At 68.5% G+C, this 16,517-nt stretch carries 18 protein-coding genes; 8 read left to right on the top strand and 10 right to left on the bottom strand.

Features of this window, described 5'->3' with window-relative positions; all coding sequences use genetic code 11:
- Window positions 1–154: 154 nt before the first annotated feature.
- The 4 genes from LTT66_RS04610 (at window position 155) to LTT66_RS04595 (ending at window position 3,936) form a co-directional block, all read left to right on the top strand.
- Window positions 155–736 (top strand): FKBP-type peptidyl-prolyl cis-trans isomerase, encoded by a 582-nt coding sequence (locus LTT66_RS04610; RefSeq protein ID WP_195065451.1) that lies wholly within the window; start codon window positions 155–157, stop codon window positions 734–736.
- Between the two features lie 260 nt (window positions 737–996).
- The gene (gene tig / locus LTT66_RS04605; RefSeq protein WP_408638746.1) at window positions 997–2,373 is read left to right on the top strand and encodes a trigger factor; all 1,377 of its coding nucleotides are present in this window, start codon (window positions 997–999) and stop codon (window positions 2,371–2,373) included.
- 236 nt (window positions 2,374–2,609) lie between these two features.
- Window positions 2,610–3,197 carry an ATP-dependent Clp protease proteolytic subunit gene (locus LTT66_RS04600; protein ID WP_228781663.1) on the top strand — a complete coding sequence of 196 codons (588 nt, stop codon included), beginning with the start codon at window positions 2,610–2,612 and terminating at the stop codon, window positions 3,195–3,197.
- A gap of 70 nt (window positions 3,198–3,267) precedes the next feature.
- Entirely contained in the window at window positions 3,268–3,936 is a 669-nt protein-coding gene (locus LTT66_RS04595) for an ATP-dependent Clp protease proteolytic subunit (protein WP_233064205.1), read from the top strand.
- Between the two features lie 140 nt (window positions 3,937–4,076).
- Here LTT66_RS04595 and LTT66_RS04590 read toward each other — a convergent pair whose 3' ends face one another.
- Window positions 4,077–4,235, bottom strand: a complete 159-nt coding sequence (locus LTT66_RS04590) for a hypothetical protein (RefSeq protein ID WP_233064203.1) — start codon at window positions 4,233–4,235, stop codon at window positions 4,077–4,079.
- A 161-nt stretch (window positions 4,236–4,396) separates the two neighbouring features.
- Between LTT66_RS04590 and clpX the strand changes: the two genes are divergently transcribed.
- The 3 genes from clpX (at window position 4,397) to LTT66_RS04575 (ending at window position 6,527) form a co-directional block, all read left to right on the top strand.
- The gene (clpX, locus tag LTT66_RS04585; RefSeq protein ID WP_043688668.1) at window positions 4,397–5,677 is read left to right on the top strand and encodes an ATP-dependent Clp protease ATP-binding subunit ClpX; all 1,281 of its coding nucleotides are present in this window, start codon (window positions 4,397–4,399) and stop codon (window positions 5,675–5,677) included.
- Between the two features lie 144 nt (window positions 5,678–5,821).
- A complete protein-coding gene (locus tag LTT66_RS04580) occupies window positions 5,822–6,232 on the top strand; it encodes an STAS domain-containing protein (RefSeq protein WP_233064201.1) in 411 nt (136 codons plus the stop codon).
- A gap of 28 nt (window positions 6,233–6,260) precedes the next feature.
- Window positions 6,261–6,527 (top strand): ribosomal protein bL12, encoded by a 267-nt coding sequence (locus LTT66_RS04575; protein WP_233064199.1) that lies wholly within the window; start codon window positions 6,261–6,263, stop codon window positions 6,525–6,527.
- Between the two features lie 59 nt (window positions 6,528–6,586).
- On the opposite strand, the gene LTT66_RS04570 is transcribed toward LTT66_RS04575, so the two are convergent.
- From LTT66_RS04570 to LTT66_RS04550, 5 genes are all read right to left on the bottom strand, one after another.
- Window positions 6,587–7,462, bottom strand: a complete 876-nt coding sequence (locus LTT66_RS04570; RefSeq protein WP_233064184.1) for a hypothetical protein — start codon at window positions 7,460–7,462, stop codon at window positions 6,587–6,589.
- Window positions 7,463–7,686: 224 nt separating this feature from the next.
- Window positions 7,687–8,256 (bottom strand): carboxymuconolactone decarboxylase family protein, encoded by a 570-nt coding sequence (locus tag LTT66_RS04565; RefSeq protein ID WP_233064182.1) that lies wholly within the window; start codon window positions 8,254–8,256, stop codon window positions 7,687–7,689.
- Between the two features lie 108 nt (window positions 8,257–8,364).
- A complete protein-coding gene (locus tag LTT66_RS04560) occupies window positions 8,365–8,742 on the bottom strand; it encodes a nuclear transport factor 2 family protein (protein WP_043688619.1) in 378 nt (125 codons plus the stop codon).
- 34 nt (window positions 8,743–8,776) lie between these two features.
- Window positions 8,777–9,571 (bottom strand): helix-turn-helix domain-containing protein, encoded by a 795-nt coding sequence (locus tag LTT66_RS04555; RefSeq protein WP_233064180.1) that lies wholly within the window; start codon window positions 9,569–9,571, stop codon window positions 8,777–8,779.
- 188 nt (window positions 9,572–9,759) lie between these two features.
- A complete protein-coding gene (locus tag LTT66_RS04550; protein ID WP_181724711.1) occupies window positions 9,760–10,389 on the bottom strand; it encodes a dihydrofolate reductase family protein in 630 nt (209 codons plus the stop codon).
- A 194-nt stretch (window positions 10,390–10,583) separates the two neighbouring features.
- Here LTT66_RS04550 and mihF point away from each other — a divergent pair, with 194 nt between their 5' ends.
- The gene (gene mihF / locus LTT66_RS04545) at window positions 10,584–10,898 is read left to right on the top strand and encodes an integration host factor, actinobacterial type (protein WP_029895202.1); all 315 of its coding nucleotides are present in this window, start codon (window positions 10,584–10,586) and stop codon (window positions 10,896–10,898) included.
- Window positions 10,899–10,989: 91 nt separating this feature from the next.
- Here the strand turns inward: mihF and LTT66_RS04540 are convergent, their stop codons facing one another.
- The 4 genes from LTT66_RS04540 to LTT66_RS04525 form a co-directional block, all read right to left on the bottom strand.
- Window positions 10,990–11,529, bottom strand: a complete 540-nt coding sequence (locus tag LTT66_RS04540) for a hypothetical protein (protein ID WP_233064177.1) — start codon at window positions 11,527–11,529, stop codon at window positions 10,990–10,992.
- An 80-nt stretch (window positions 11,530–11,609) separates the two neighbouring features.
- The gene (gene fdhD, locus LTT66_RS04535) at window positions 11,610–12,449 is read right to left on the bottom strand and encodes a formate dehydrogenase accessory sulfurtransferase FdhD (RefSeq protein ID WP_233064175.1); all 840 of its coding nucleotides are present in this window, start codon (window positions 12,447–12,449) and stop codon (window positions 11,610–11,612) included.
- A 109-nt stretch (window positions 12,450–12,558) separates the two neighbouring features.
- Window positions 12,559–14,895: an FdhF/YdeP family oxidoreductase gene (locus LTT66_RS04530; protein WP_233064174.1), complete on the bottom strand. Its 2,337-nt coding sequence runs from the start codon at window positions 14,893–14,895 to the stop codon at window positions 12,559–12,561.
- A 77-nt stretch (window positions 14,896–14,972) separates the two neighbouring features.
- Window positions 14,973–16,142 carry an FHA domain-containing protein gene (locus LTT66_RS04525; protein ID WP_233064153.1) on the bottom strand — a complete coding sequence of 390 codons (1,170 nt, stop codon included), beginning with the start codon at window positions 16,140–16,142 and terminating at the stop codon, window positions 14,973–14,975.
- Window positions 16,143–16,517 lie beyond the last annotated feature (375 nt).

The following is a 16,517-nucleotide window of genomic DNA, read 5'->3' as shown; positions in this document are numbered from 1 at the left end:
CGTGCACGGGCGCCGATCGCAATCGGCAACGCCGGATGGAGAATTCACCGCCAGCCTAGCGAGCTTCGCCGCGGCGGGCGCGTCGCACGCGCGTCGCGGGAGGGTCGTGCGCCCGGCCGAGCGGACCGGGCGCACGTGGTCTAGGGTCCGCGGCATGCACATACTGGGAAGGATCATCGGGATCGGCGCCCTCGCCGCGACGACCATCGCGCTGGCGGCCTGCGGCTCGGACGACGAACCGACCGCCGCGACCGTCTCCCCGACGAACACCACCGCGGCGGTGGGCCCTTCCGCCGCGCAGCGCCCGGCCACCCCGAGCAAGGGCCGGGAGTGCACCGCCGACGACATCCGCGTCACCGGCGACTTCGGCGCCGCGCCGACCGTCACCATCCCGGACGACTGCGACCCGCCCAAGCAACTGATCACCAAGGACCTGATCGAGGGCGGCGGCCCCGGCGCCGAGCCCGGTCAGCCGCTGACCATGAATTACGCGCTGGTGACCTGGTCGGACAAGAAGACGCTGGACAGCTCGTTCAATCGCGGCAAGCCGTTCCAGCTCGACCTCGGCGCAGGCCAGGTCATCGACGGCTGGGATCAGGGGCTCGTCGGCGTCCGAGAAGGCTCGCGCCGACTGTTGATCGTGCCGCCGGAGCTCGGCTACGGCGCGGGCGGGCGCGGCATCGCGCCGTACGAGACGCTGGTCTTCGTCACCGACGCGGTCTCGGTGGGGAAGTAGCCCCGGCCCGCGCGGCCCGCCGAGCCACCGCCGGATGCAGGCCCGCTCGACCGGTCAACTAACCTGGTCGGGATGCGTGGCGTACGCCGCACCCCTCGTCGTCTCGGCCGAGGCCGGGACTCCGGTTCGGATCGGCGCCGGTGGGGGAGCGCGGCAGCCAGCGTAGGGCCGCCTCGTCCGCCATTCCGACCCCGGAGTGCGGGGTGGCGCGCCGCACACCGAACGTCAACCAGTACGAACAACGAACAAGGAGCATGTCCGTGAAGAGCACCGTCGAGCAGCTGAGCCCGACCCGGGTCCGGATCAATGTCGAGGTGCCCTTCGATGAGCTGAAGCCCGATTTCGACCGTGCGTACAAGGCGCTGGCCAAGCAGGTCCGCATCCCCGGTTTCCGTCCCGGCAAGGCGCCCGCGAAGCTGCTCGAGGCCCGCCTCGGCCGTGGCGCGATCCTGGAGCAGGTCGTCAACGACGCGCTGCCCGGTCGCTACAGCGAGGCCGTCACCACCTCCGAGGTGAAGGTCATCGGGCAGCCCGAGATCGAGATCACCAAGATCGAGGACGGCCAGGAGCTCGCCTTCACCGCCGAGGTCGACGTGCGTCCGGAGATCGCCCTGCCGGATTACGAGAGCATCGCGGTCACCGTCGACTCGTTCACCGTCGGCGACGAGGACATCGAGGAGCAGTTGCAGTCGCTGCGCCAGCGCTTCGGCACCCTGGCCGGTGTCGAGCGTCCGGTGCAGGACGGCGACTTCGTCTCCATCGACCTCTCCGCGACCGTGGACGGCGAGGAGGTGGCCGAGGCCGCCACCACCGGCCTGTCCCACGAGGTCGGCTCCGGTCAGCTCATCGAGGGCCTGGACGAGGCGCTGGTCGGATTGTCGGCGGGCGAGTCGAAGGAGTTCACCTCGAAGCTGGTCGCGGGCGAGCACGCGGGCAAGGAGGCGGTCATCACCGTCACCGTGCAGACCGTCAAGGAGCGCGAGCTGCCCGAGGCCGACGACGAGTTCGCCCAGCTGGCCAGCGAATTCGACACCCTGGAGGAGCTGAAGGCCGACCTGCGCGGCCGCGTCGAGCGGGTCAAGAAGGTGCAGCAGGCGGGCGAGATCCGCGACAAGGTGCTGGAGACCTTGCTCGAGCAGGTCGAGGTGCCGCTGCCCGAGGCCGTGGTGCAGGCCGAGATCGACGCCGTGACCCACGACGCGGTGCACGGCTTCGATCACGACGAGGCCAAGTTCGCCGAGGCGCTCGAGGCGCAGGGCAGCACCCGCGAGGAGTTCGACACCGACACCAAGGAGGCCGCCGAGAAGTCGGTGAAGACCCAGCTGCTGCTGGACGCGATCGCCGAGGCGGAGGGCACCCAGGTCGGCCAGGAGGAGCTCACCGAGCGGATCCTGTTCCAGGCGCAGCGCTACGGCATGTCGCCGGAGCAGTTCATCCAGCAGGTGCAGCAGGCCGGCCAGCTCGGCGCGGTGTTCGCGGACGTGCGCCGCGGCAAGGCGCTGGCGGGCGTGGTCGGCAAGGTGACCGTCACCGACTCCGCGGGCAACCCGGTGGACACCGCCGAAATGTTCGGTGAGCCCACCGATTCCGCGGACGAGGACAACGCGGGCGAGACCGCCGCGGCGGACGCCGAATAATTCCATGGAATGTCGGTGTGGTCGACGCCCGTGAGGTGCGCTGATTGCGCTGTGAGCGAAGAAAGGGCGGTACCGGGAGTTCGGTGCCGCCCTGCTTCGTTAATGTTTGTGACGGCAAGTTGGATACGCCCGGGCCGATCGGGTGCGGCGTACCCAACCAGTGATGGCTATGTGGCAATCCGCAACGAGCCGGCGAGAGAAGGCAGGTATCCGTGACAATCAACCAGGCAGGGGTCATGACAACCGCGACTGCTGGTCTCAACCTCAGTGATTCGGTGTACGAGCGCCTGCTGCGTGAGCGCATCATCTTCCTCGGCACGCAGGTCGACGACGACATCGCCAACAAATTGTGCGCGCAGATCCTGCTGCTCTCGGCGGAGGATCCCACCAGGGACATCTCGCTCTACATCAACTCGCCGGGCGGCTCGGTGACCGCGGGCATGGCCATCTACGACACGATGCAGTTCGCCGAGTGCGACATCGCCACCTACGGCATGGGCCTGGCCGCGTCGATGGGGCAGTTCCTGCTCACCGCGGGCACCAAGGGCAAGCGCTACGCGCTGCCGCACGCGCGCATCATGATGCACCAGCCGTCCGCGGGGATCGGCGGCTCCGCGGCCGACATCGCGATCATGGCCGAGCAGTTCGCGCACACCAAGCGTGAGCTGAACGAGTTGCAGGCGCTGCACACCGGCAAGTCGGTCGAGCAGGTCACCACCGACGCCGACCGCGACCGCTGGTTCACCGCGTCCGAAGCCCTGGAGTACGGCTTCATCGACCACGTGATCAGCCACGCGAACCAGGCCAACGGCGCCAAGAAGTAACGCACCGGATCACCCACAGGCCCCCGGACACCTCGAACGTCCGGCCGCCGCACCGACTTTGGAGACGAAGATGGCCAATTCGATCGACCCGCGCGCCGGCCTGTCCGGCATCGCACCGCAGAGCCCGCAGGCGCGCTATATCCTGCCGTCGTTCATCGAGCACTCGAGCTTCGGCGTCAAGGAGTCCAACCCGTACAACAAGCTGTTCGAGGAGCGCATCATCTTCCTCGGCGTGCAGGTGGACGACGCCTCGGCGAACGACGTCATGGCGCAGCTGCTGGTACTGGAGTCGCTGGACCCCGACCGCGACATCACCATGTACATCAACTCGCCGGGTGGCTCGTTCACCTCGCTGATGGCCATCTACGACACCATGCAGTACGTGCGCGCCGATGTCGCCACCGTCTGCCTGGGCCAGGCCGCCTCGGCCGCGGCCGTGCTGCTGGCCGCGGGCACCCCCGGCAAGCGGGCCTGCCTGCCCAACGCGCGCGTCCTGATCCACCAGCCGTCGCTGGAGGGTGGCATCCAGGGTCAGGTGTCGGACCTGGAGATCCAGGCCGCCGAGATCGAGCGCATGCGTCGCCTGATGGAGACCACGCTCGCGCGGCACACCGGCAAGGACGCCGACACCATCCGCAAGGACACCGACCGCGACAAGATCCTGACGGCCGAAGAGGCCAAGGAGTACGGGATCATCGACACGGTCTTCGACTACCGCAAGCTCAGCGCGCAGAAATAAGTCGCGAATAGTCGTTTCCGGCCGGGCCGGGACGACAGGGCGAATTGCCGATCCCGGCGGCGGTTCGCTTGGAAATTGCTTCGCAACAGGGAATTCCGGCCGGGAAGTATGCCACGCGGTATGCTGCCCGGCCGGACCGCTCACGCGCCGCCGAGGTTCGAGAATTCGTTCGAACCTCGCGACGGCGTGTCGGGCGGTCGGGAGGTCTCGATCGCCGGTCCGGCGGGCGGATCGTCTTTCGGCGTCGTGACAACACGCACAACCCGCGCGAGAAACATGCGCGAGTTGTCGACCTCCATCCCGAACACCGGGTACGGTCGACCTAGGGACCTTTGCTCCCGGTTGACAGCACTGCCCACCGGTCCAGGATCAGCCGATGCGTTTGCGGCTGCGAAAGTGGTGGACAGCTGGCAACCTGGACGGACGGTTGCACGCGGACAAGGAAGTAGGGACCCACGAGATGGCGCGCATCGGAGATGGCGGCGATCTGCTGAAGTGCTCGTTCTGCGGAAAGAGCCAGAAGCAGGTCAAGAAGCTCATTGCGGGACCAGGGGTGTACATCTGCGACGAGTGCATCGATCTCTGCAACGAGATCATCGAGGAGGAGCTTGCCGAATCGAGCGAGGTCAAGCTCGATGAGCTGCCCAAGCCCGCCGAGATCCGGGACTTCCTGGAGAACTACGTCATCGGGCAGGACACCGCCAAGCGCACTCTCGCGGTGGCCGTCTACAACCATTACAAGCGCATCCAAGCCGGTGACAAGGGTCGCGACAGCCGCGGCGAGACCGTCGAGCTGGCCAAGTCCAACATCCTGATGCTGGGCCCCACCGGCTGCGGCAAGACCTATCTGGCCCAGACGTTGGCGAAGATGCTGAACGTTCCGTTCGCCATCGCCGACGCCACCGCGCTCACCGAGGCCGGGTACGTCGGCGAGGACGTCGAGAACATCCTGCTGAAGCTGATCCAGGCGGCCGACTACGACGTCAAGCGCGCCGAGACCGGCATCATCTACATCGACGAGGTCGACAAGATCGCCCGCAAGAGCGAGAACCCGTCGATCACCCGCGACGTCTCCGGCGAGGGTGTGCAGCAGGCGCTGCTGAAGATCCTGGAGGGCACCCAGGCGAGTGTGCCGCCGCAGGGTGGGCGTAAGCACCCGCACCAGGAGTTCATCCAGATCGACACCACCAATGTGCTGTTCATCGTGGCGGGCGCCTTCGCGGGGCTGGAGAAGATCATCTCCGACCGTACCGGCCATCGTGGCATCGGATTCGGCGCCGAGGTGCGGTCCAAGGCCGAGATCGACACCACCGATCACTTCGCGGACGTCATGCCGGAGGATCTGATCAAGTTCGGCCTGATCCCCGAGTTCATCGGCCGTCTGCCCGTGGTCGCCTCGGTGACCAACCTGGACAAGGAATCGCTGGTCAAGATCCTTTCCGAGCCGAAGAACGCGCTGGTCAAACAGTACGTCCGGTTGTTCGAGATGGACGGGGTGGACCTCGAGTTCACCGATGACGCGCTGGAGGCCGTCGCCGACCAGGCGATCCTGCGCGGCACCGGCGCGCGTGGTCTGCGGGCGATCATGGAAGAAGTCCTGCAGCCCGCCATGTACGACATCCCCAGCCGCGACGATGTCGCCAAGGTGGTCGTCAACGCGGACACCGTCAACGACAACGTCCTGCCCACCATCGTGCCGCGCAAGGCGCAGCGGGCGGAGCGCCGGGAGAAGTCCGCGTAGTTCGGGTGTGGCGGCGTTCTCGCGGGGGTACCTCTTCGTGAGGGTTGAGCAAACAGCTCAGTTCCGGCGTGGGTTTCGTCCGGGGCGCATCATTCCCGTGAGCACCTGTGCGAGATTGCCGCGGGCGACAGGACCGAGGTCCTCATGTCGACAGGCTTGGCCAACCCCACGTACGTTCTCCCCGCCGTTCGCAACGCCGATCACCCGGCCGAGCGGCTCAAGATGTCCGTTACCGCCCCGAGCGACCTGGTCACGCTGTGCGCGCTCGCGGGCGAGGTCGACCACTTCACCGTCGAGGTGTTCCGCCGCAGGCTGATCGGTTCGCTGGGCGCGGCGGCGCCGGTGGTGGTTGTCGATCTGTCCAAAGTCACGTTCTTCGGCGTCCCCGGACTGCAGGTGCTGATCGACGCACGCTCCGTGCTCGCGCAGACCGGTCGCAGGCTGCGTCTGGTCACCGGTCCGCGGTGCGTGGACCGGCTGCTGCAGCTGGCCGGTGATCGCGCGCGCTTCGAGGTCATGCCGAGCCTCGCCGACGCCGTGCTCGCCGCCGCCTGAACCGCGCGCCGGTCGTTACGATCGGTTCATGTTTGCCAACCGGCGCTTGGAGCGCAAGGTCGACGCATTGCACGTCAAGCTCGATCTGATCATGACCCATCTGGGCATCGAGGCACCGGCGCCGGTCGCGCCGGTGCGCGCCGTGCCGTCGATTCCGCGCGGCGACGGCATGGCGGAGATCGACGCACTACTGGTGCAGGGCAAGAAGATTCACGCGATCAAGCGGTATCGCGAGCTCACCGGCTGCGGGTTGAAAGAGGCCAAGGACGCGGTCGAACGGCGATACCCGTACTGACCTGCCGGGACCTTCGTCGCGCCGCTGCGCGGGACCGCTCGGCGTGCGCGAAGTACCGCCTAGCTGTGCGCGCCGTGGACCAATTGAGCGTGGAAACTCACCGGAAGGTCGGCGCCGGACCGAGTGTCTTCCGGGGAGCGTTCCGGCAAGGGCTCGTGCCCGATCGGGTCGGGCAGATTCCGTACCTGCTCGGTGGCGTAGCTGATCGCGCGCCCGTATCGAGCGCTCGCGGCGTCGTGGATGAGCAGTGCGACGCCGATCATCACCGGAGCGACCCCGTGGACGGCGGCGTCGAACCACCGCCCCTCGCTCACGTAGGGATAGGTGTTCAGAGCCACGGTGAGTGCGAGCAAGGAGACTTCGGCCGCCGCCACTTGGCTGCGGTTGTCCAGCACACCCCACTCGGTGACCTTGTTCGTGCCGATCATGATGATGATCAGCGACACGCTGATCATCGCCTCGAGCAGGTAGCTGAACCAGTACAGCGGGTCGGTCGGCCCGCCCGGCGCGATGTTGTGCTGGACGTTGACCGCCGACCACAGCATTCCGGCGGCGACCACGCCCGCCAGCGAACCGAGCGACCACGAACGGTGCCGGTACAGCGACGCCAGCCTGGCGTGCGGGCTGGACGCGCGGCGCTGTGCGGCGATCGCCTTGCGCGCCAACAGCAGATCCCTGATCTCGGCCTTCTCGATGGCCTCCGAGGTGTGCCGCGCCCGGTCGGATGCCGCGGCGGACGCCTCGGCCTGCTTCCAGCGCTGATCGCGATCCTGGGTCCGGATCCGTTCGGCCAGTTCGCGTTCGGCGAACAGTTCGTCCTCCGACAGAGCGCCGGTCAGTGCCGGGTCGAACTGGTAGGCGAGGCGGCCGCGGGCCTTCTCGACTCGTCTCGCCAGCCGTGCGACGTCGTCGTCCGGGGTCTGTTCGTCGAGCATGCGGCTCCAAACTGTCGGGCGGAGGGGAACTCGAGAAACCGAGGACGCCGGTACGGCCTACCGTTCAGCCGAGCTCGCAAACGATAGCTCGCCGGCCACGGCGCGGCCGGCGAGGTCAACACCTCTTATTCTTAGTGCATTCCACGCCGCAGCGACAGTCCGGAGTGCCCGCGACGCTGAAGTACCGGGCCAGCTGGACCTTTCTTACAGCGCCGCGGCCACTTTCACGCCCAGGGCACCCGGCAGGACTCGGTGCTGAAACCCTGCGCGGTGATCCCGAGTGCCGAATTGAACCGGGCGCGTGAATTTTCCAGAGCGATGTGATAGCTGAGCTCGATGACGCCTGCTCGGCCGAAGCGCCGCTCGAGGTCGGCGACCTGCTCGTCGGTGGCCGCGGTCGGCGTGGCGGTCATCGCGTCGGCGTAGGCGATGGCGGCGCGCTCGTCGTCGGTGTACAGCGGCGAGGTGGCGTAGTCCGCGATGTGCTCGAGCCGTGCGACGTCCAGTTCGCCCAGGCGCATGAGCATGGCGCCGAAGTCGACGCACCACGAACAGCCGATCGTCCACGCCGTCCGGTAGACGGCGATTTCGCGGATCACGGCGGGCAGGGCCGAACTGGCCTTGTCCACCATGGTCTCGTGGACCGCGTTCGCGGTGAGCAGCTTCGGATGGTTGGCGGTGACGGCGAAGGGCTCCGGCACTTCCCGGAAGCGGCGCTTGGCCAGCCGGTACAGCAGCTTGGTCATCGGTCCGGCCTGCTGCGGGGTGACGGCGGCGATGCGGGTGACGCCCATGGCGGTCTCCTTCGATCAGCGGATCTGGTTCCTACTTCTCGGACGAGAGACCGTGCCGGAATGTGATGGGCCGCGGCTGTGACATGGCACACCCGGCGGCCCTGCGGGTCACTCGGGCTCGACCCGCATGTCCTCCTGACTCCAGTAGGCGCGCATCCCGGTGATCCGGCCTTCCTCGTCGAACTGCATCACGTCGATCGGCGAGAGGACGAAGCGCTGCCCGCCGACCTTGGTGACGATGGTGAACGGGAACGCGGCTTGGTTGCCCGCGATCCTGATGTCCTCGGGCCGCAGTTCGGTCTCTCGATCGAGTGCGGCGATCACCTCGTAGAACTCGCGGATGGCGTCGTGGCCGCGCTTGGGCGGGGTGCCGACCGGGTCCTCGACGATGGCGTCGGGCGCGTACAGGTGCACGATCTCCTCGGTCGGGCCCGAGCCGACCAGCTTGACGTACTGCTCGACCACGTCGCGGATCTGCTTGGCCATCGAGTCTCCTTTGAAGTGAAACGTGTTCTAGTTTTCAGCCTAGCAAGTTCGCGCGCCCGATTCGATCCCCGTGTGCTCGGTCCAGCACGACGATCCGGACTCCGGTGGACAGCAGCGCGGTGGGCGACAGTCCGAACAACGCGCGGAACGCGTCACTGAAATGAGACGGGCTGGCGAATCCGGCGGCGGCCGAGGCGACGGTGAGGTTCGCGCCTTCGGCGATCGCGCGTCCGGCGCCGAGCATCCTGGCCCAGAGCCGGTACCTCCGGAACGAGGTGCCCGCCTGGGCCGAGAACAGGTGCAGGAATCGCGACTCCGAGAGGTGCGCGGCGGCGGCGAACCGATCGGCGGTGAGTTCTCGCTCGGGATGGATCAGCAGGGTCGCCATCGCCTCGGCCACGCGGTCGTCCAATGCCGGCACCGGCGCAGCACCGACGAGCTCCGCCAGGGAACACGGATCGGGACATGCGTCGCGCGCGGCCGCGACGAGCGCGGTCTCCGCCCGGTGGTCCAGTCCGAATTCGTCGTGCCACCGGATCATCCGGTCGCGGCATGCGTGAGCGGTGCGCGATCCGGGATCCAGATAGCAGAACATCATATGGTCGCCGCCCGCGAGCACGCGATGTACCCGGCGCGGCGGGATCAGCGCGCTGCGTACGGTGCGCGCGACGTCGTCGGCCTCGAGCGTGAACGGGGCGTCCACCCCGACCGCAAGGCAGTCGACCGCGGTCGAATGCGCCGCCAGGCGCAGCGACGGTCCGCGATAGATCGCCTGCCCGGCCCACAGCCACAGTGCCGCGGACGCTCCCGGCGGAGTGCTCGGGTCCATGCCGCCATGCTGTCACGGCCGGGGGAACCGCGACGGCGGTCTGGTGTGTGACGCGGGTAGCGGCGCCGTCGGAGCGGGCCGACTGCGCCGGATTCGGGGGATCGCCGTTGATCCCCCACCTGGTTCGCCGTTGAACCGTGACCCGCGCTCGGTGTTCGCTGACTCTGTCGGGAATGGTGCACCCGGTGTTACTGCGCGGCGGCGGCCGCTTCGGAATAGTCGCCGTACCGAGGCGCACCGGCGTTGCGGTAGGTCCCGATGACGATGCCGCTGCCGGTCACGCGCGAATCCGTGAGCCGCAGGCCGGTCGGCTGGACATCGGCGCTGAACAGGCGCTTACCGGTACCGAGAAGCACTGGAAAGGTGAGCAGGTACAGGGTGTCGATCAGCCCGTGTGCCAGCAGGCCGCGCGCGAGGTTCCCGCTGCCGTGCATCTGGAGTTCCCTGCCGGGCCGTTGTTTCAGGGCGGTCACCTCGGCGACCAGATCGCCACGCAGTAGCTCGGCACCCGCCCATTCGGTGCGCTCCATGGTCCGGGACGCGACGTACTTGGGCAGTGAGTTGAGCTTCGTGGCCACCGGATTATCCGGATCGGTGACCTTGGGCCAGTAACCGGCGAAGATCTCGTAGGTCCGCCGTCCGAGCAGGAACGCGTCCACCCGGTCGAAGACCGAATCGACGAACGCGCCGAAATCCTCGTCGCCGAACGGCACCGACCAGCCTCCGTGGGTGAAACCGCCGCTGGTGTCCTCCTGCGGACCGCCGGGCGCCTGGCACACGCCGTCCAGCGTGACGAACTGGGTGAGGGACAGCTCCATGACGTGGTGTTCCTTTCGTCCTTTTCGCCCGTCGGGCGTCGGCCGTTCACCGATTCCGACGGCGTGGAGCGAGGAAATTCATCGCTATTTCCGCTGTTCGTGCCCCGGTGTGTCGAGCTTGCGCTGTCGGTGCCGTGCTGTTTACTCGGTCCGGTCAACCAGATGTTCGAGTGACGAGTGGAAGCGGAGGAGACATGGCACTGCCTACCATGACCGCAGAGCAGCGCACCGAGGCCCTGGCCAAGGCGGCCGCGGTCCGCAAGGCACGCTCCGAACTGATCGGCAAGGTGAAGGCGGGCAAGGTTTCGGTCGCGGACCTGCTGAAGAAGGCCGACTCCGACGAGCTGGTCAAGAAGACCAAGGTGGCCGCGGTGATCAAGGCCCTGCCCGGTGTCGGCCCGGTGAAGGCCGCCAAGCTGATGGACCAGGCGGAGATCCCCGAGGACCGCCGCATCGGTGGTCTCGGCGCGCGGCAGCGCGCGGCGCTGCTCGACGCGCTGAAGGACTGACGGCGGAGAACTCGCAATTCTACGGACGCACCGGATCACGCCCGTGGTGATCGCCCACGGGCGTCCCGGACTCGCTGGACCGGGTCGCCGGTCAGCGGGATGCGCGAGGTCCGCGGCGGGGGAAACGCAGTGTGATCGGTTGCGGATCCGACAGCGGCAGATTCCCGCGCGGCGGAACGAAGACGCAGACCGCTCCGCCGACCACGAGCAGGAACGCCGCGATCAGGCTGGTGGTGAAGCTCGCCGCGCCCAGCTCGGCCGGCTTGTGCAGGACGTGGTACAGGAAGTGAGGGACACCGAAGGTCAGCCAGCCGACGCCCGCGATCCGGGCCGCCGTGGTGTCGTCCACGACGAGGGCGGCGATCGTCACCGCGGTCAGCGCGAGGAAGAAGGCCCCGACGTCGGCGGCCAGATGGTGGTTGTAGGGGCCGTCCGCCGCCACCCACCGCGCGCCGAACCCCGGAAAGCTGGTGTACCAGGAGTGCGGCGCCAGGGTGGCCCAGAGGCCGATGACGGCGCCTTGCACCGCCAAGACGGCCAGCACGATCCGCGTGAGCAGCAGGCGGCGGTACTGCGCGAACCGCATCCGTACCCGTAGGCCCTCGGAGTTCCCCTGCACCGAGATCCGCATCGGCCGCTCCGTTCCCGCCGAATCCGTTCCGGCTCCGTGCAGTCACGGTAAAACGCGTGTCCCTCGCGGGCAATAGTGAGTCAGGCCAACCTGGAACTCGCGCCAGGATCGGCGCGGATCCGCTCGGGGGCGCTGTAGACGTTCATGGTGTCGCCGCGAAGGAAACCGACCAGGCTGAGTCCGGCCTCGGCGGCGAGATCGACCGCGAGCGAACTCGGCGCCGAGACCGCGCCGAGCATCGGGATTCCGGCCATGACGGCCTTCTGCACCAGTTCGAACGAGGCCCGCCCGCTGACGATGAGCACCAGATCGTGGGCGGGGACCCGGGTTTCGCGCAGCGCCCAGCCGATCACCTTGTCCACCGCGTTGTGCCTGCCGATGTCCTCACGCACCGCCAGCGCATCGCCCTCGGCGGTGAACAGTCCCGCGGCGTGCAAGCCGCCGGTGGCGTCGAACACCGATTGGCGGTCGCGCAGTACGCCGGGCATGGCGGCCAGGGTGTGGGTGTCCACCACGGGGCCTCCGGCGGGTAGCGGGAATCGGGTGCGGGTACGCACCTCCTCCAGGGCGGTCTTGCCGCACAGTCCGCAGGCTCCGGTGGTGAGGAAGGCGCGGGTCGGCACCGGGACGGGGGTGCGCAGGGTGACGTCGAGGACGTTGTAGGTATTGCGGCCCTGGTCGTCGGTGCCCGCGCAGTAGCGCGCCGCGACGATGTCCTCGCCAGAGCCGATCATGCCTTCGCTCAGCAGGAATCCGTGCACGAGGTCGATGTCGTCGCCGGGGGTGCGCATGGTGACCGTCAGCGATCGCCCGTCGATGCGGATCTCGAGCGGTTCCTCTACGGCGAGGGTGTCCGGACGCAGGATCTCCCCGGTAGGCGAGATCCGGCGCATCCGGCGGCGGGCGGTGACGCGGCTCATGCTGCGAACCTTCCGGCTTGAGCGGGGCGCTGCGTGGTTACGCACTGCTGTCTCCCGGCATGAGCGGTGCCCTGCGTGGTTACGCGCTGCCGCCTCCGGGTCCGATCGCTCATGCCGGATCCCGGTCGGCATGAGCGGGGACCGGCTTTCCGCCGATGCTCGGCTCGAATCGGATGGTGACCGCTTTGGAGACGGGTGTGTTGGACCGTTTCGCGACGTGGTCCAGCGGCACCAGGGGATTGGTTTCGGGGTAGTAGGCGGCGGCGTTGCCCCGCGGCGTGGGGTAGGGAACCAGGCGGAAGCCTTCGACGCGGCGTTCGGTGCCGTCGGTCCATTCGGAGACGACGTCCACCAGGTCGCCGTCGGTGAAGCCGAGCGCGGTGATGTCGTCGGGGTGCACCAGGACGACTTTGCGGCCGTTGTGGATGCCGCGGTAGCGGTCGTCGAGGCCGTAGATGGTGGTGTTGTACTGGTCGTGGCTGCGCAGGGTTTGCAGGATCAGCCTGCCCTCGGGGACCGGCAGCCAGGTCAGTTCGTTGACCGCGAAGTTGGCCTTGCCGGTGGCGGTACGGAACTCGCGGGTGTCGCGCGGCGGGTGCGGGAGCTGGAACCCGTTGCGCTGGCGGACTTTCCGGTTGTAGTCGGTGCAGCCGGGAACGACGCGGGCGATGGCGTCACGGATGGTGTCGTAGTCGCGGGCGAAGCGCGCCCACCCCACGGCGTGATCGGCGCCGAAGAGCTCCGCGGCGAGTTCGCAGACGATGGCGACTTCGCTGCGCAGCTGATCGCTGACCGGCTTCAGCCGACCGGTGGACAGGTGCACCATCGACATCGAGTCCTCCACCGACACATGGTTTTTGGTGCCGTCCGGGGCGAGGTCGAGGTCGGTGCGCCCCAGGGTGGGCAGGATGAGGGCGGTGCGGCCGTGCACGACGTGGCTGCGGTTGAGTTTGGTGGAGACCTGCACGGTGAGCGCGCAGCCGCGCAGCGCGGCTTCGGTCACGGCGGTGTCGGGGGTGGCGGAGACGAAGTTGCCGCCCATGCCGAAGAAGACTTTCGCGTGTCCGTCGCGCATGGCGCGGATGGCCGCGACGGTGTCGAAGCCGTGCTCACGCGGGCTGGTGATGCCGAACTCGCGGTCGAGGGCGTCGAGGAAGGCGGCGGGCATCTTCTCCCAGATGCCCATGGTGCGGTCACCCTGGACGTTGGAGTGGCCGCGTACCGGGCACACACCCGCGCCCGGCTTGCCGATCATGCCGCGCAACAGCAGCAGGTTGGTGGCCTCCTCGATGGTGGCCACGGCATCGGCCTGCTGGGTCAGCCCCATCGCCCAGCACAGGATGATGTTGCGGGAGCGGGCGAACACCTCGGCGGTGTGCTCGAGTTCGGCCGTGCTGAGGCCCGTCGCTTCCAGCACGGTGGCGAGATCGACCGCGCGCACCTGCTTTTCGTATTCGGCGTACCCCGCGCAGTGGGCATCGATGAACGCCCGGTCGACCACCGTGCCCGGCGCGCGATCCTCGGCTTCCAGCAGCAGGCGGCCGAGCGCCTGGAACAGGGCCATATCCCCGCCGAGGCGGATCTGCAGGAAGTCGTCGGCGATCGGCACGCCGGTGGTGACACCCTTGACCGTCTGCGGATCGCGGAAGGCGAGCAGCCCGGTCTCCGGCAGCGGGTTCACCGCGATGATCCGGGCTCCCTCGGCCTTGGCGGCGGCGAGCGCACTGAGCATCCGCGGATGGTTGGTGCCCGGATTCTGTCCCGCCACGACGATCAGGTCGGCTTTGGCGAAGTCGTCGATGGAGACCGAGCCCTTGCCGATCCCGATCGAACTCGACAGTGCGGCGCCGGAGGACTCGTGGCACATGTTGGAGCAGTCCGGCAGGTTGTTGGTGCCGTAGCTGCGCACCAGCAGCTGGTACAGGAACGCGGTCTCGTTGCTGGTGCGGCCGGAGGTGTAGAACACCGCCTCATCAGGCGAGTCCAAGCCGCGCAGCGTCTCCGCGATCAGCCGGTAGGCCTGCTCCCACGCGATGGGGGAGTAGTGGGTGTCGCCGGGCCGCAGCACCATCGGGTGGGTGAGCCTGCCCTGCTGGCCGAGCCAGTAGCCGGACTTCTCGCTCAGCTCGGCGATCGAGTGCGCGGCGAAGAACTCCGGGGTGACCGTGCGCAGCGTGGCTTCCTCGGCGACCGCCTTCGCCCCGTTCTCGCAGAACTCCGCGGGCCTGCGATGACCGGTCGGCTCCGGCCAGGCGCAGCCGGGACAGTCGAAGCCGTGCACCTGGTTGACCCGCGCCAGCGTGCGGGCGGTGCGGATGACACCCATCTCCTCGACCGAGCGTTTCAGCGCCACCCCCACGGCGGTGACACCCGCCGCCTGCTCTTTCGGCGGGGTCACCGTCAGCTCGGACTCGTCGATGTCCTGGCTCGGTCCGTTTCGGCGCATTCCGCCATTGTGCTCTCCACGCGGCCGGGAGCGGGCGGGGACCGGTTGTCCGCCCGGTGGTCCGGTGTCGGCGCGGGTCAGGAGCGGCGGCGTGCGCCTGCGATGTCGGCCGTGCCCGTGCGCTGGTCATCGCCGCGGTAGGTGAGGACTCGCTCGCTGATGCGGACGCGCCAGCCCGGCGGGAGTTCGGTCGGGGATGTGCTGATCCGAGTCCACTGATCGGTGCCGGGAGCGGCGATGAAGGTGCCGGAGGTGGCGGCGGCGTCCCGGACGTACACCTTGCCCGCGTCGACCGACACATAGGCGTGCACGCGGGAGACGTGGCGGTCACGCTGGATGACGATCGGGGTAGCGGTGGCGGCGCGGACCGATTCGTCCACCTGCGGCCCGCGTCCGATGACATAGGCGCGGTTCAACGGGTACGCGGCCCCGTCTTCGGTGACCAGGGCGCCGACGGCGGATTCACCGGACGGCGCGGCCGGGCGCGGGACTCGCGCCCCACCGTTCTCCGGCGCTTTGCGCAAGGCGACCGGCTCGTGCGCGGGCTGCACCTGCGACCACGCGAGCGGTCGATCCGCGGCGGGCCGGGGCGGACGCGGTTTGGCAAGGGGGCGAGCCGATCCGGTCGGCCGGGCGGGCGGCGCCACAGGCGCGACCGCGTCGGAAGCGCCGGTCGGTTCGGGCGTCGCCGTGAAGCCGGCCGCGGCCGTCGGCTCCGGCTCGGCCTGTGCGGAAGGTTCGGATGGCCGGGGCTCGACGGTCTTCCCGGCGCTGCGCACCGCGGCGTGCAAGACGAAGCCGCCGCCGGGGACCACGCCGGCGCGCAAATCGGTGCGGGGCAGCGCGGTCGGTGGGGCGCCGGTGCCCGCGCCGATCGTGATGCGGCGTACCGGTTCGCGCACGATCTCGTCCACCCAGGTGAAGGCACGCCCGCCGTCGATGCGGCGGGTGCCCTCCGCGCCCTGGATCTCCGCGGTCACCGCTCCGCGCAGCAGGATCAGCATGCCGTCGTCGGTCGGCGCGACGACTCCGAACGGCGGTAGTTGGACTTTGCTGCCGAAGATCACCGCGGCGAGGCGCTGCGCCAGCGCGGCGCCGGGGTGATCGCCCTCGGCCACGGCTTCGATGGTGCCGAGTATCCGGTCCGTGGAGGTGGTTTCGGCACCGAGATAGGCGACGACCGCACCGAAGCGGGCGACCAGTCCGTCGCCCGGTGCGACACCCACGGTGGACGGTTTCTTGCGCACCCGCGCCCTCCTTCCCGGCGCACTACCGGCATTCCGAAGCCAGCATAGAGCGTCGGTGGCGGCCGAACCGGGGGCTTGAACCATCACCGAGCCGATTCCTGGAACGCTCCGATGTGCTGTCGGTTCCTCGAATCACGCGCTGCCGTCCGGGTTCTCACGCGCGGTTCCGCACGCCTGTGCGACGGCTGTGAGCTGGGCGTTGTGGTCTTTTCCGCAGCAACAGACAGTCATGTGTGAAATTTTCTGCTGTGTCGTGGATCACGTATCGGGTGTTGCCGCGGTCAGTTCCGGGCCCCGGTAGTGCGGACCGTGTCGTCGGCGCTCCTGCTGTCCGTTCGTATGTCCCGTTTGCGACGATCCCGCTCCCTCATCGCT

The organism is Nocardia gipuzkoensis (genome assembly GCF_021183645.1).
Lineage (GTDB): Bacteria > Actinomycetota > Actinomycetes > Mycobacteriales > Mycobacteriaceae > Nocardia > Nocardia abscessus.
This window is presented reverse-complemented; position numbering and strand designations above follow the sequence as displayed.

Coding starts and splice junctions, on each gene's coding strand:
- LTT66_RS04610 (WP_195065451.1), top strand. CDS start 155: ATGCACATACTGGGAAGGATCATCGGGATCGGCGCCCTCGCCGCGACG.
- LTT66_RS04600 (WP_228781663.1), top strand. CDS start 2,610: ATGACAACCGCGACTGCTGGTCTCAACCTCAGTGATTCGGTGTACGAG.
- LTT66_RS04595 (WP_233064205.1), top strand. CDS start 3,268: ATGGCCAATTCGATCGACCCGCGCGCCGGCCTGTCCGGCATCGCACCG.
- LTT66_RS04590 (WP_233064203.1), bottom strand. CDS start 4,235: ATGGAGGTCGACAACTCGCGCATGTTTCTCGCGCGGGTTGTGCGTGTT.
- clpX (WP_043688668.1), top strand. CDS start 4,397: ATGGCGCGCATCGGAGATGGCGGCGATCTGCTGAAGTGCTCGTTCTGC.
- LTT66_RS04580 (WP_233064201.1), top strand. CDS start 5,822: ATGTCGACAGGCTTGGCCAACCCCACGTACGTTCTCCCCGCCGTTCGC.
- LTT66_RS04575 (WP_233064199.1), top strand. CDS start 6,261: ATGTTTGCCAACCGGCGCTTGGAGCGCAAGGTCGACGCATTGCACGTC.
- LTT66_RS04570 (WP_233064184.1), bottom strand. CDS start 7,462: ATGCTCGACGAACAGACCCCGGACGACGACGTCGCACGGCTGGCGAGA.
- LTT66_RS04565 (WP_233064182.1), bottom strand. CDS start 8,256: ATGGGCGTCACCCGCATCGCCGCCGTCACCCCGCAGCAGGCCGGACCG.
- LTT66_RS04560 (WP_043688619.1), bottom strand. CDS start 8,742: ATGGCCAAGCAGATCCGCGACGTGGTCGAGCAGTACGTCAAGCTGGTC.
- LTT66_RS04555 (WP_233064180.1), bottom strand. CDS start 9,571: ATGGACCCGAGCACTCCGCCGGGAGCGTCCGCGGCACTGTGGCTGTGG.
- LTT66_RS04550 (WP_181724711.1), bottom strand. CDS start 10,389: ATGGAGCTGTCCCTCACCCAGTTCGTCACGCTGGACGGCGTGTGCCAG.
- mihF (WP_029895202.1), top strand. CDS start 10,584: ATGGCACTGCCTACCATGACCGCAGAGCAGCGCACCGAGGCCCTGGCC.
- LTT66_RS04540 (WP_233064177.1), bottom strand. CDS start 11,529: ATGCGGATCTCGGTGCAGGGGAACTCCGAGGGCCTACGGGTACGGATG.
- fdhD (WP_233064175.1), bottom strand. CDS start 12,449: ATGAGCCGCGTCACCGCCCGCCGCCGGATGCGCCGGATCTCGCCTACC.
- LTT66_RS04530 (WP_233064174.1), bottom strand. CDS start 14,895: ATGCGCCGAAACGGACCGAGCCAGGACATCGACGAGTCCGAGCTGACG.